Raw genomic sequence first — 14,757 nt, forward strand, 5'->3', positions numbered from 1 at the left:
ATAGCTTATTTTTTCCACTTTTCTCTGTTGAACGAGAATATCGGAGACGGGATTTTTCTTTCTAAATTCTTTACGATAAAATAAAAAATATTTTCTGACCTGTCAAAAAATGGATCAGCTATGTGAATATAATGATAGAAAAAGGCGCAATATTTCTTCTACTGTTTTAATGCAAGAATAATTTAGATTGAAAGAAAAGATGCTGTTGTTGGTTTGTCACTCTTTCATGAAGCATAAAGATGGTAAGGGATTGTATAGATTATTTATGGTTTATTCTAAGAGAGAAAATCGTATTTGAACAGAGAGGTATTTTAATTTTTTATTAGAGGGGCTTTGTTATCCTGCTCGCAAGAGGCGTGTAGCATCATCGTGTCCGAAAAGATAAAGCAGCAACTGTAAAGCTTGTCCTTGCTGAGAAGAAAGATGAGGATCGCGTTGTAAAAATAAACGAGCATCTTTTCTTGCCATTGACAAAAGATCGCTATGAACTGCAAGGTTTGCTATATGAAATTCAGGGACTCCGGATTGTTTGGTACCTAAAAGCTCTCCTTCGCCTCGCAGGCGCCAATCTTCTTCAGCGATTTCAAAACCATCTTCTGTATTGCGGATAATATTAAGGCGTGTTGCTGCTGTTTTAGTCAGTGGATCTTTATAGAGCAAAATGCAGGAAGATTTTTTATTGCCTCGTCCTACACGTCCACGTAATTGGTGCAATTGTGAAAGGCCAAAATGTTCCGCGTGTTCGATGATAATGATCGAAGCATCTGGAATATCTACTCCCACTTCAATGACGGTGGTTGCAACTAAAATACGTGTATTTCCACATTTAAAAGATGCCATAGCGGCTTCTTTTTCTGCTGTAGACATTTTTCCATGGATCATACCAACGTGTGCTCCAAAGCGTTCATGGAGAAATGTAAAGCGGTTTTCAATTGAAGTGAGATCAAGAACTGTCGATTCCTCCACTAAAGGACAAATCCAATAGAGCTTTTCTCCTTTTTCTAATGCAATTGCGATTCGCTCTATAAGCTCATGAAGACGTTTCAAAGAAAGCATTGCTGTTGTAATGGGTTGTCGTCCCATTGGTTTTTCTGTAATTTTAGATACATCCATATCACCAAAAGCTGTTAAGACAAGTGTGCGCGGAATGGGCGTGGCGGTCATAACCAGCATATCAGGTTTATTGCCTTTTTCTGTAAGAGCGATACGTTGATGGACACCAAAACGGTGTTGTTCATCGATAATGGTTAAGGCAAGATTGTTATAAGTGATGCTGTTTTGTATGAGAGCATGGGTTCCGATGATAATAGAAACTTGACCTGATTGAATATCATTCAAGATATTTGTCCGCAATTTCCCTTTTTCTCGTCCTGTTAAAAGAGTTGTTTGTAATCCGACTTTTTCGGCAAGAGGAGCAATGGTGGAAAAATGTTGCCTGGCAAGCACTTCGGTTGGTGCCATTAAAGCTGATTGTCCTGAATTTTCAGCAATTTGTGCCATTGCCATCAATGCAACAACAGTTTTTCCTGCGCCTACATCACCTTGAAGCAGTCTTAGCATCGGTTCTGGCGAAGCAAGATCCTTCGCGATATCTTCTACTGCTTTTTTTTGTCCGGTTGTGAGTTGAAAGGGGAGGACATTAAGCAATTTTTTAGTATAAATTCCTGTTGATGGTCGAGAAGTGCCAACAAGAGATTTGGTTTTCAAACGCACGAGTCCTAGCGCCAATTGACAAGCGAGCAATTCATCATAGGCAAGACGTTTGCGTGCTGTACTTTCTAAGGATAGATCGTTGGTATTAATGGGCGCATGGATACGGCGTAAAGCAACAGAAAAAGAAGAAAAATTTTGCTGCTTTTTCACATTTTCATCTATCCATTCTGGGAGGAGAGGAATAAAATCAAGAGCGTTTTGTATGGCGCGTCTTAGTGTCTTTGCAGTTAGTCCTGCAGTAGAGGGATAGACAGGTTCGATGAGAGGAATCTGATTTGATTGTTCGCTTGGAGCAATATAGTCGGGATGCGCCATTGAAAATTGCCCATTAAACCATTCAACTTTTCCTGATACAGTGACTTTTTTTCCTTCAGGGAGTTGTTTTTTTAGCCAAAGAGGCTGAGCGTGAAAAAAGACTAAATTTATTTTTCCTGTTTGATCATGGGCAATAACACGATAGGGGATTTTGTTGTGACCACGGGGCGGTGGTTGATGTTGATCGATGATAATTTCGAGTGTAACAGTGTCTCCTTCTGTTACACAAGCAATGTTGGGACGCATTCTGCGGTCTATGACGGAATGAGGCATTAATTGAAGAAGATCAATAAGAGTTGCTTCGCGTTGTGTAGGATTAACATTTAAGAGTTTGGTCAGTAAACCATAGACTTTAGGTGTAATACCAGAAAGAGTTCGAATAGAATTAAAAAGAGGGGTAAGAAGACTTGGAGGCATGAGCAAATTTAACCTGCTCTTTTTGTTTTTTCTAGACCTTTAGAAGAGCTTTTTGGGGATAAAGTTATAAAGAGGAGGTTGCTTTACTTACACATTGAATTTTAGGAAGAAAATTAATATTTAAAGATAAATACAATAAAAGGGAGCTAAAATTAAAGTGCTTAGATGAGCTATATTATTTTTCTTTTTATTTTAGCTGTTTATTTGCTGTGAATAGAAGCATTTTCTTGATATAATTCTCTTATAAATATTAATAAAATTGGGATATTGCTCCTATGTAGGATGATGAATTTATAGCTTTAAAGTTATGATAAACAGAAGTTTTTTTCTTTTATAAGGGGTGCTGTTTGGCATTTATTTTGTAGTGGGAAATTGTGAGAGTGGTAAAAAATAAAAATAAAATGCAAGAGAACAAAAATTCTCTTCCTCGCTTTATTCATTTGAGAGTGCATTCAGCTTATTCCTTGCTCGAAGGGGCTTTAAAAATCCCCCAAATTATTCAACAGACGATTTCAGATCATGCACCAGCGGTTGCTATTACCGATACCAATAATTTATTTGGTGCTTTGGAATTTTCACAGCATTGTCTTTCTCATGGGGTACAACCTATTATTGGTTGTCAGCTTACTGTTGATTTTTGTGATGAAAATGATCATTCACGTTTGGCTAAATGGCGTAATCCTTCTGATTTTTGCTCTATTGTTCTGTTGGCTGCTAGTGAAACCGGTTATGCTCATTTGGTTCGTCTTGTGAGCCGTGCTTATCTTGATAAATGTGATACTGATCCTCCTTATATTAAAGCTCATTGGTTGTCGGCACACAGTGAAGGAATAATTGTTTTAACGGGAGGCAAGGGAGGGCCTATTAATCTTTCTTTAGCAGAAGAGAAAAAAGAACATGCTGTTGAACGCTTAATTTATTTGAAAAAATCTTTTGCTGATCGTCTTTATGTGGAATTACAACGGCATGGCTCTTATGATCGGAGAGTAGAAGCTGATCTTATTGAATTGGCTTATGCGCATGAAATTCCTCTTGTTGCAACAAATGAAGCCTTTTTTCTGAAGAGAGAAGGGTATGAAGCGCATGATGCGCTGATGGCTGTTTCAGAAGGACAAATAGTCTCTAATCCAGATCGTAAACGTGTGACGCCAGATCATTATTTGAAGTCACAAGATGAAATGGTTACACTGTTTTCTGATCTTCCAGAAGCTTTAGAAAATAGTGTTGAAATTGCATTGCGTTGTCATATTGCCACGCCTCTTCGAAAACCGATATTGCCTCGTTTTATAGAACAATCTGCTAATTCAGAAAATACTTTAGAAGTAGAAGATAGTGAGTTGTTAAATCAGGCTAAAGCTGGTTTGAAGATGCGGCTTGAAACAATTGGATTAGCTGAAGGGTATACGATTGCAGATTATGAGCAGCGGCTTGATTATGAAATTTCAGTTATTACGCGTATGCAATTTTCTGGATATTTTCTTATCGTTTCAGATTTCATAAAATGGGCAAAGGTTCATGATATTCCCGTTGGACCAGGGCGGGGTTCTGGTGCTGGTTCACTTGTTGCTTATGCATTGACGATTACTGATGTTGATCCATTGCGGTTTTCTCTTCTCTTTGAACGTTTTCTCAACCCAGATCGTGTTTCGATGCCAGATTTTGATATCGACTTTTGTCAAGAGCGGCGCGAAGAAGTTATTCAATATGTTCAAAAAAAATATGGACGTGATCAAGTTGCTCAAATTATTACCTTTGGTAAGTTACAGGCACGTGCAGTTTTGCGTGATGTGGGGCGTGTTTTAGAGGTTCCTTATCGTCAGGTGGATTATCTTACAAAATTAATTCCTACCACGCCAGGAAGTCAGGTAGAATTGGCTGATGCTATTAAGGATGAACCTAAATTTGAAGAGGAAAAGAAAAAAGATCCCGTTGTTGGACGCGCATTAGATATAGCACTCCAGTTGGAGGGACTTTATCGTCATGCTTCGACTCATGCTGCTGGGATTGTTATCGGAGATCGTCCGCTTTGGGAGCTTGTCCCGATGTATCGTGATCCTCGTTCTGATATGCCTGTTACACAATTTAACATGAAATATGTTGAACAGGCAGGGCTGGTAAAATTTGATTTTCTTGGATTAAAAACGCTTACTGTTTTGAAAATGGCAGTCGATTTTGTTGCCAGAAAGGGGATTAAAATAGATTTATCAAATATCCCTCTGAATGATGAAGCAACCTACGCTATGATGGCACGTGGTGAAACGGTTGGCGTGTTTCAGGTGGAAAGTTCTGGTATGCGCAAGGCGTTGATTGGAATGAAGCCAGACCGTATTGAAGATATTATTGCGCTGGTCGCACTTTATCGTCCAGGTCCAATGGAGAATATTCCAACCTATAATGCACGCAAACATGGGGAAGAGGAAATTGCTTCTATTCATCCTAAAATAGATCATCTGATCAAAGAAACACAAGGTGTTATTGTCTATCAAGAACAGGTGATGCAGATTGCTCAGGTGCTTGCTGGCTATTCGCTTGGAGAAGCCGATTTATTACGTCGTGCTATGGGGAAAAAAATTCATGCTGAAATGCAAAAACAGCGTACGCGTTTTGTCAATGGAGCTGTTGCTGGTGGTGTTGATAAAGATCAAGCTGATATTATTTTTGACCTTTTAGCAAAATTTGCCGATTATGGTTTTAATAAATCGCACGCTGCTGCTTATGCAATTGTTTCTTACCAAACAGCTTATATGAAAGCAAATTATCCCGTTGAGTTTTTAGCAGCTTCAATGACGTATGATATGACGAATACAGATAAACTTAATGATTTTCGGCGTGAAGCATTAAGGCTGGGTATTGAAGTTATTGCACCTTCTATACAAACATCTCATCGTGTTTTTGAGGTTGGTGATAACTGTATTTATTATTCTCTTGCTGCCATTAAAGGAGTGGGAGAAACTGTTGTGGATCATATTGTTACTTGTCGTGGGGATAAGATTTTTAAGGATCTGGAAGATTTTTGTGCGCGTGTTGATCCTCGTATTGTTAACAAGCGTGCGATGGAAAGTTTAGTTTGTGCTGGTGCTTTTGATTGTTTTAACATTGCACGTGAGGTTTTATTAGCCAATCTTGGAACCCTTCATGCGCGTGCACTTCGTATTCTCGATGACAATTCTAGCGGGCAGGTTGATATATTTGGAATGGCAGGCGGATTAAAAGAACCATTGATCTTATCGCAAACAACCCCTTGGTTGCTGGCTGAGAAACTTTATCGAGAATTTCAAGCTATAGGTTTTTACTTTTCTGCGCATCCATTGGAGGAGTATCAAGCTATTCTAGACAAAAAACGCATTCAGACTTGGGTTAATTTTGCCAATGCCGTTAAAGGAGGAGCAACGGCTGCACGGCTTGCTGGAACTGTTGTGGCAAAAAACGTGCGCAAAACAAAATCTGGTAAAAAAATGGGAATTATTCATTTTTCTGATACAAGTGGACAATATGAAGCTGTTCTCTTTTCTGAGGCACTCTCGGATTATGAAGAGATGCTAGAACCCGGAAAATCTTTTATTATTACGGTGAGCGCAGAAAATCGTTCTGAAGGAGTTAGTTTGCGAATTGAAACAATTCAGTCGTTGGAACAGGAATCATTAAAACAGCATAAAATGATGCGTCTTTTTATAAAAACAGTTGATATGCTTCCACAAATTGAACAAAATTTAAATCTTGGGGGGAATGGAGAGGTTGGGCTTATTTTAATTCAAGAGGATGGATTGCGAGAAGTCGAAATTGCGCTTCCTAAGCGATATAAGGTAAATTCACATGTCGCAAATGCTATGAAATTAATTCAGGGTGTTGTTGATGTAGAATTGAGTTAACAGAAAGATTAAAGATGGGAGCTGATTTTGAGTGGTGTTTTTGCTTTTAGGAGAGCTAAAAATTGAGCTTTTAAAATCGGATTGTAGGTTTCGAAAAATATTGCTTTTATTTGAGTAAATTATGATGTTTTTTAGTGTCATAGTGTCAAAAAATCTCTTCCTTTCGTAATATTCAAAATACTGGAAGAATTTTATAAGTTTTTATCATTATTTTTTATGGAATTCATCGCATCATACATGTAAAGCCAATCGAGATCTGACATAATGCTCTCTGGTGTACGAATTTTCATCATGAGATTGCGTGCAATTGCTATAGGACCGGTTGCGTGATAGACCAATCTATTGAAATCTCCGCGTTTTTTTACTGCTACAATACGGGGGGTGCGTGTTGTTTCGTAAAGCGAAAGTGCTTTCGTTAATGAAAAATCTTTCAATGAAAGTGCTTCTGCTAATGTGGCAGCATCTTCGATTGCCATAGCGGCACCTTGCGCTGCAAAAGGTAAGGCTGCATGTGCACAATCGCCAACAAATACTTGTCTCTCTAAGCCGATAAAACGATTTTGTTTCATTTGAAAGAGTGGCCAATAGCTCCATTCATCGATATGATCAAAGATTTGTAAGATTTTTGAATTCCAACCTTTAAAAAGAGATTTGAGTTTTTCTTTATCTCCTTTATGAGCCCATCCTTCTTTTGAATTTTCTCCATGCGTAATGGCGACAAAATTAAAAATTTTTTCTGACGATTGAATGGGATAGACAACAAGATGATTTTGGGGTCCCATCCAAGCTGTAATTGTCTTCATATTTTGCAATGAAGAACGAAATTTTTGAGGAAGATTATCAAATGTTGTTGTTGCACGCCAAGCAATAAAGCCACTAAAATTTGCTCTTTCATGAAAGGGAGATTGTTGCCGTAATGTTGACCAAACTCCATCACATCCGATCAGGAGGGGCGTTGAATGAAGCTGTTCTGTTGTTGTATTTGTTTTTATTGTTTTTATTTTAATGTTGGTTGCAGATTGGGTAGAAGATACAATCGTTTCGCCTGCTTTGTATTTGATCAAAGGATTTTCAATCACTGCATCATATAAAATTTTTTGTAAAGCCGCACGGTGGATCGTCATATAAGGGGCTTTCCAATATTTTTCTGTTAGATTGATAAGATGAGCCCGTAGATGTATTTTTAAAGATAATCCATCTTTTAACTCAAGAAAATGTGGGATTGTCGCGACTTTAGTGAGTTTGTTAAGAAGTTCCCAGCGAGCAAGAATAGATGTTGCATTTGGTGTCAGTTGAATACCAGCGCCTATTGTTTCAAGTTGCTTACACTTTTCGATAATGGTGCTTGCAATTCCTTTATGAGCGAGTGCTAAAGCGGTGCTTAAACCAGCAATTCCTCCTCCAACAATGAAGGGTGATCGGTTCACAAATGATTCCATATTAAACAAGCAGAATTAAAAGAGTGGTTATTAAGAAAGCCCAAAAACGCGATTATAATAGCTTTTCTGGATGATATAAACATCCTGTTGGGTTTGTTTGATTGTATGATAGCGAGGGAACATAACGATAAAGGGTTGAGCAATAAGGGCAAATTTTCTCATCTGCTTCTCCCATGTCGATAAAGATATGGGGATGATCGAATGGTTGTGTAGCGCCTACACACATAAATTCTTTCACACCAATTTCGATTGTTTTATATCCAAGGTCATTTTGGAAATGGGGAATATTGTGATCAGCCATGGCGTACAAACTCCAGAATAAATTTTCTCATCAGCTATAATTGGGCTCTTTTATTTTATAGGCGTGAGTTTGTAATAAAGCTTATAATAATGCAAGCTGCTTTTTAAGACAAATTTCTCCTCCTTTTATGCTATATTAGAATAATTGTCGTGTTTTTAGCGCTTTGCGCATAGAAATAGTTCCAAGTATTTTTAAATATTAAATGAAAACACGATGAGAAAAGTTAGGCATTGATATATTATTATGATGATAACGCATTATAAAATGTTATATGGGATATTTCGTCAAGGATTTTAGAAAATATAAAAGAAAATTATTTAGGATATATGGAACAGAGGGTGGTAGATAAAATTTCTATATCGAATATAACAATGAAAAATCCGGTACGGTTTATTAATCGAGAGTTTTCATGGCTACAATTTAATAATCGTGTTTTGATGGAAGCGGCTAATTCTAAACATCCTTTATTAGAACGTCTACAATTTCTTTCTATTTCAGCGGCAAATCTTGATGAGTTTTTTATGGTTCGTGTTGCAGGACTAGCAGCTCAAATTCGTGCTCGCGTTACAGCGTGCAGTGCAGATGGACACACTCCACAGGAACAACTTGATATTGTATTAGCTGAGATTTCAAAGTTGCAGGCTCACCAACTACGAGAATTGAATGTTTTACGTGATGAATTAAAAAAGAATAATATTGAAATTATTTGTTCTGATGATCTTTCAGAAATTGAAAAATCATGGCTTGAAAAGTATTTTCTTGAGACAATTTTTCCTGTTTTAAAACCTTTGCCTGTTGATTCTACCCATTCTTTTCCATTTATTCCTAATTTAGGGCTTTCTATTGCGCTTCAATTGTCTGGAGAAACTGATCATAACTCACACACAGTGCTGTTGTCTATTTCAATGCTTTTGAGGCGTTTTATTCTTCTTCCTCAAGAGGGCAATCATTTTCGTTTTATTGCAGCTGAAGATGTTATTTGCTTTTTTATTAAACATGTATTTCCTAATTATGAGGTTAAAGGAATTGGTACATTTAGAGTAATCCGAGATAGTGATATTGAAGTCGAAGAAGAAGCTGAGGATCTTGTTCATTTTTTTGAAACTGCTCTCAAAAGGCGGCGCCGTGGGCAGGTTATTCGAGTTGAATTTGACGCAAAAATGCCAGAGAGTTTACGCCAGTTTATAGCGTATAGTCTTGCTGTTCCTGATAATTGTATTAATGTTCTTGATGGATTTTTAGCGCTTAATATGGTATCAGAAATTGTTTCTATCCCCCGTAATGATCTCAAATTTATTCCTTATATTCCCCGTATTCCAGAATGTATTCGTGAACATAAAGGGGATTGTTTTGCGGCTATTCGTGAAAATGACATTGTGATTCATCACCCTTATGAGACATTTGATGTTGTTGTCCAATTTTTACGTCAAGCTGCTTGCGATCCTGATGTTGTGGAAATCAAACAAACACTTTATCGTACATCAAACGATAGTCCAATTGTTGGAGCTTTGATTGAAGCAGCTGAACAGGGAAAGTCTGTGACTGCTTTGGTAGAACTTAAAGCACGTTTTGATGAGGAAGCAAATATTCGTTGGGCACGGGATCTTGAATGTGCTGGGGTTCAAGTTATTTTTGGTTTTATTGCATTAAAAACTCATGCCAAGATGTCATTGGTTGTGAGACGTGAGGGAAAACGTCTTTGCTCTTATGTTCATCTTGGAACAGGGAATTATCATCCCATTAACGCTAAAACTTATACGGATCTTTCTTTTTTTTCCAAGGATGATGATATCGCTCATGATGTTGCGTTATTGTTCAATTATATTGCGCAATATGAGCGTCCGAATGAAACAATGAAGATTGCTTTTTCACCCTTAACATTGCGTGGTCGTATCTTAGAGCATATTGAGGGAGAAATTGCTCATGCACAACAGGGAAGGTTTGCTGCTATTTGGATGAAAGTTAATGCATTGGTTGATCCTGAAATTATTGATGCTTTATATCGTGCCAGTCAAGCAGGGGTGCAAATTGATTTGGTTGTGCGGGGGATATGTTGTTTACGTCCTCGTATTCTAGGAATTTCAGATAATATTCGTGTAAAATCAATTGTCGGGCGTTTTCTTGAACATAGTCGCATTTTTTGTTTTGGGAATGGTCAAGATTTGCCTAATGAAAATGCACTTGTTTACTTAGGTTCTGCTGATATGATGCCTCGTAATCTAGACTATCGTATTGAAATATTGGTTCCAGTTTTTAATAAAATAGTGCGTCAAAAAATTCTTTTACAAATTATGTTGGCTAATATCATTGATAATCAACAAAGCTTTGATATACTTAAGGATGGAACATCAAAACGTATCACACCGCAGATAGGTGAAAGTCTGTTTAATGCGCAGGAGTATTTTATGGCTAATACAAGTTTTGCGGGGAGAAAAGAGTCCTTTGAATCTTCTGTTTCGCGCTTGATTGCGTTGCGTCGGCAACAAGCCGAAATACATAAAGATTAAAATCCAATGACATATATAGATGCTCAAGGTCGGTTAAAAGGGCGTAAGCCTGTTGCTGTTATTGACATTGGCTCAAATTCTGTTCGGTTGGTTATTTATGAGGGGCTTGTTCGCTCACCAACGGTTTTGTTTAATGAAAAGATTCTTTGTGGTCTCGGTCATGGTGTGGCAAAAACAGGATTTTTAGAAGAAAAATCGATGAAAATGGCGTTGCAAACACTGAAACGGTTTCGTACGCTTTGTCGACAGATTGGGGCAGATGAGGTCTATACTTTAGCAACAGCAGCAGCACGAGATGCAAAGAATGGCGTAGCATTTATTCAGCATGCTGAAGATATTTTGCAAAGTAAAATATATCTTCTTTCAGGAAGTGAAGAAGCTATGTATTCAGCATATGGAGTTGTGTCTACTTTTTATCAACCAAAAGGTATTTCTGGGGATCTTGGTGGTGGAAGTCTTGAGCTGATTGATATTGATCATTCTGATGTTGGTGAAGGGATAACTCTCCCATTGGGTGGTTTAAGGCTACAGTATATGTCAAATAATGATAGTGCTGTAGCTACAAAAATTGTACATGAGCAACTTTATAAATCGTCTGTTGTTCGTACTCGTAAAGGTATAGCACGTTATTTTTATGCAGTAGGGGGGACATGGCGTAATTTGGCAAAACTCCATATGGCAATGAAACACTATCGGCTCCCTGTTATGCATGGCTATGAAGTTGATGCCGTTGAAATGGAGAACTTTTTACGTCTTGTAGCACGTGGCAATATTGATAATATGAGAGGGATTGCAGCGGTTTCTCAGAATCGTCGGAAACTTTTATCTTATGGGGCAATAGTTCTTATTGAACTCATTCAGTGTATGGAGTTTGAAAAGATAATTTTTTCTGGTGCTGGCGTTCGTGAAGGTTTTCTTTATTCACGATTGCCGCAGGCGCTTCGACTTTCAGATCCTCTCATTGCAGCATGCACAGAAATGGCTATTTTACGGGCACGTTCACCAAAACAAGCAGAAGAACTCATTGATTTTACGACGAATGCTTTTGAAGTTTTTGGAATTTCAGAAACTGAAAATGAATGCCGTTATCGTCAAGCCGCTTGTCTTCTTGCGGATATTGGTTGGCGTATACATCCAGATTATCGAGGCAATGAAGCAGCAAATCAAATAGCTTTAGGATCTTATCCAGGAATTTCTCATGAAGGGCGCCTTTATGCGGCGCTTGCTGTTTTTTTTCGCAATACAAGTTTACTGGTTGATAAAGAATCTCTCCCCATTTTTCAATTAGCAACTCAAAATATAATTGAAAAAGCACGTATTCTTGGCGAAACTATGCGGATTGCTCATCTTTTTAGTGCTTCTGTTGCAGGTATTTTACCTCATCTATTGTGGCGTAAAAAAGCAGATCATATTATTTTGCAGATCCCAAAGAATTACGCTGGGTTATTAGGAGAACGTCCTCTTGGACGATTAAAGAAGTTATCAAAAATAATAAAAAAACCTTTTGCTTTTGAAATTTTTTGATTTTTTTCTAATTTATTCGGGCTTTATGTCTTATAATAGTGCCATTGACAAGGGATAAATTAGGCAACCTATCATCATGAGCTGGACAACGGGGGGCTTTTTGTTCCATAACGCCCGTGTCATCCCCCACGTAAGGCATTTGTAATGCCCTGAGCATTCATAAAAGAAAATATAATTTTTTTATCCAGTTACTTGCATCACAGAATGGATTTTGCACGTCATAAGCTTCGTGTGAAAATGAAAAGCCTTGTCCATCCTTACGTGACAAGGTTTTCTTTTTATGCCGTGTCATTTTGACGTTGCTATTTAGCTTGCTCGATGACATTCAAAAGATTCGATTGTAATCAACGCGATAAAAAACTAATTTTAAAAGGTTTTGGTAAAGATCCATTGGTAATATGACGCCGGAATGTTGAAACACTCATATGAAACAGTTTTGCACTTTCACGGACCGCTAAAAGAATATCATTTTCTGTCATTATAAAATTCTTTCACTATAAAAAATAGAAACAAATCATAAGCATTTATTAACCATATTTTCGAATCCTTTGAAAGCTATTTAATTTATAAAAAACAATATTTTATTATATAATTTCTGATGTGATTATTTATGCTTCTTATTGAGACGATATGAGAGAAAAGAAGAGAAAGTCATCCACAAATAATGGGGTTATGTATCCCATATCTTAGCTTTGATCTGTAACATAAGCCGTCCATTTATCCATATAGACACGGCGCTGTTCTAGATAGTCTGTTCGACGATAGGCACGCTCTACTTGTCTTCCGACTGTATGACCTAGGATGGTTTCTGCGATTTCATACTTTAATAGGGTCACGACCTTTTTTAAAGAGACATCTCTCAAGGCACCCAAGCCCATTTCACGGCGGCGTCCATGAATTGTATAACGATAAAGCCATTGAGCACCACTATCTTTACGTTTGTGAAGAAGCAAGCCGGCACCATCATTATATTTGCTAGCTCCCAATGTTGCGACAGTCCTTGGCACTTGAGACGATTCATAAGAGCCATTTTAGTCCTTTCTTGTACAGTTTTTACCCATACGCCAGCCCCGCTTATGGTGTGCAAGAGAATGGTTTTGATTGTTAGATTGTAATCTCGGTAGTTTTTTTAATACGATAGGGTGACGTGAGGCATTATATCTTTGTTTGTTCCTATTGCTAGGCTGCTATTTTTGTAACGAATGCGCTTTTATTATAAGAACTTTTTCTTTTTAAAACTTTTAAATGAGGATCTGTTTGTTTTTTAGATTTTTTAATAAGATTGCTATTTGATTGACCGGATAAAGATTTAGCTGTCATTTTTAATAAGAGTTTACTATTTAAGTTTTTAATTTTGTCAGAAGTAGGCTTTAGTTATCCTATTTGCGTTGGTCCATAGGGCATACCAATTTATGTAGATAATAAGTAGCGTAATGGATTTTTAAAAATGAAAATGTAAATTAAAGCTGTTTTGTGCTTATTTTTCCATCGTTAAAGTAAAACCCTATCTGCCCCTTTAGCAGTTGTTCGGCTTTTTTACCAAAAATTTCATAGCGCCAGCCATTCATAGCGGGAATATTTTTCTTTATTCCTCCATTGGCAATTTTTTCTAAATCATTAGATGTTGCGATAATTTTAGGGGCAATGCTGTTTTCGCTTGCAACAATTTTTAATAACACTTTAAGAAGATCGATAACAGCGACCGTCGTATCATTGAGTGGATTATGTTTAGGAATGGGGGGTAAAGTAGAAAGATCCACCTCTAAACCTTCGTGGACAGCTTTGATTAATGATTGAGCAATTGAGAGTTTATCCCAATTCTTATTAAGACTGCGCAATCGTTTTAATGCAGATTCATCTTTTGGTTGTTGGGTTGCTATTTCTATAAGACATTCATCTTTTATGATATGACGACGTGGCATATTGTATCTTCGTGCTTCACGTTCACGCCAAGCTGCTATCTTTTGTAATACAGCAAGTTCACGAGGCTTTTTAATTTGTCCTTTCACTTTTTTCCATGCTTCATCTTCTGGCATATCATAGGTTTTAGGATTTAAAAGGATTGTTAGTTCATCATCCATCCAGTGAGCACGTTGATTTTTTTCTAACCTTTTTTTCAATAACAGGTAAACATCTCTTAAATAGGTTACATCGGCAAGTGCATAGAGCAGTTGTTTTTCAGACAAAGGTCGGCAACTCCAGTCTGTAAAGCGGGAAGATTTATCAAGATGATGCCCCGTGCAACGTTGTACAATTTGATCATAGGAGATAGAATCACCAAACCCACAAATTGATCCTGCTATTTGCGTATCAAAGAGAGGGGAAGGAATAACACCTCCAAGATGATAAATTGTTTCAATATCTTGGCGCGCAGCATGAAAAACTTTTACAACTTTTTTATCGATCATAAGGTCAAAAAAAGGTTGTAAATCAATATCTGGTGCTATGGGATCAATCAAAACTGTGACATCTGGTGATGCGAGCTGGATTAAACACAGTTGAGGCCAAAAAGTTGTCTCGCGGATAAATTCAGTATCGACTGTTACAAAATCAGAGGTACGTAGAGCGTTAAGTGCAATTTCAAGATCTGTTGTTTGTGTAATAAGATTCATCATTTTATTATAATTCGATAAATTAAATTTGTCCTTTATTGACTTTATTTTTGAGTTTTT

Annotated in this window: 7 protein-coding genes and 2 pseudogenes; 3 read left to right on the forward strand and 6 right to left on the reverse strand. The window is 37.4% G+C overall.

The genetic code is table 11. The features are described 5' to 3' along the window. Positions 1 to 336 precede the first annotated feature (336 nt). On the reverse strand, positions 337 to 2,445 hold the full coding sequence (gene recG / locus ACFIKB_RS04640; protein WP_375644738.1) for an ATP-dependent DNA helicase RecG: 2,109 nt from the start codon (positions 2,443 to 2,445) through the stop codon (positions 337 to 339). A 401-nt stretch (positions 2,446 to 2,846) separates the two neighbouring features. On the opposite strand from recG, the gene dnaE reads away from it, so the two are divergent. Continuing rightward, entirely contained in the window at positions 2,847 to 6,314 is a 3,468-nt protein-coding gene (dnaE, locus tag ACFIKB_RS04645) for a DNA polymerase III subunit alpha (RefSeq protein ID WP_375652955.1), read from the forward strand. Between the two features lie 191 nt (positions 6,315 to 6,505). Here dnaE and ACFIKB_RS04650 read toward each other — a convergent pair whose 3' ends face one another. After that, positions 6,506 to 7,753 (reverse strand): FAD-binding protein, encoded by a 1,248-nt coding sequence (locus ACFIKB_RS04650; protein ID WP_375652944.1) that lies wholly within the window; start codon positions 7,751 to 7,753, stop codon positions 6,506 to 6,508. Positions 7,754 to 7,805: 52 nt separating this feature from the next. Next, positions 7,806 to 8,054 (reverse strand): zinc-finger domain-containing protein, encoded by a 249-nt coding sequence (locus tag ACFIKB_RS04655; RefSeq protein WP_015856502.1) that lies wholly within the window; start codon positions 8,052 to 8,054, stop codon positions 7,806 to 7,808. Positions 8,055 to 8,380: 326 nt separating this feature from the next. Between ACFIKB_RS04655 and ACFIKB_RS04660 the strand changes: the two genes are divergently transcribed. Beyond that, positions 8,381 to 10,561 carry an RNA degradosome polyphosphate kinase gene (locus ACFIKB_RS04660; protein ID WP_375652945.1) on the forward strand — a complete coding sequence of 727 codons (2,181 nt, stop codon included), beginning with the start codon at positions 8,381 to 8,383 and terminating at the stop codon, positions 10,559 to 10,561. Positions 10,562 to 10,567: 6 nt separating this feature from the next. After that, positions 10,568 to 12,085: an exopolyphosphatase gene (gene ppx / locus ACFIKB_RS04665; RefSeq protein ID WP_375647535.1), complete on the forward strand. Its 1,518-nt coding sequence runs from the start codon at positions 10,568 to 10,570 to the stop codon at positions 12,083 to 12,085. A gap of 302 nt (positions 12,086 to 12,387) precedes the next feature. Here the strand turns inward: ppx and ACFIKB_RS04670 are convergent. From ACFIKB_RS04670 to rnd, 3 genes and pseudogenes are all read right to left on the reverse strand, one after another. Further along, positions 12,388 to 12,564 (reverse strand): annotated as a pseudogene (locus tag ACFIKB_RS04670) (helix-turn-helix transcriptional regulator). 360 nt (positions 12,565 to 12,924) lie between these two features. Further along, positions 12,925 to 13,115 (reverse strand): annotated as a pseudogene (locus ACFIKB_RS04675) (Arm DNA-binding domain-containing protein); the annotation flags it as partial. Between the two features lie 430 nt (positions 13,116 to 13,545). Continuing rightward, the gene (gene rnd, locus ACFIKB_RS04680; RefSeq protein ID WP_375644736.1) at positions 13,546 to 14,700 is read right to left on the reverse strand and encodes a ribonuclease D; all 1,155 of its coding nucleotides are present in this window, start codon (positions 14,698 to 14,700) and stop codon (positions 13,546 to 13,548) included. Positions 14,701 to 14,757: the final 57 nt, after the last annotated feature.

This window comes from Bartonella sp. MR110HLJHH (assembly GCF_042194225.1).
GTDB lineage: Bacteria > Pseudomonadota > Alphaproteobacteria > Rhizobiales > Rhizobiaceae > Bartonella > Bartonella grahamii.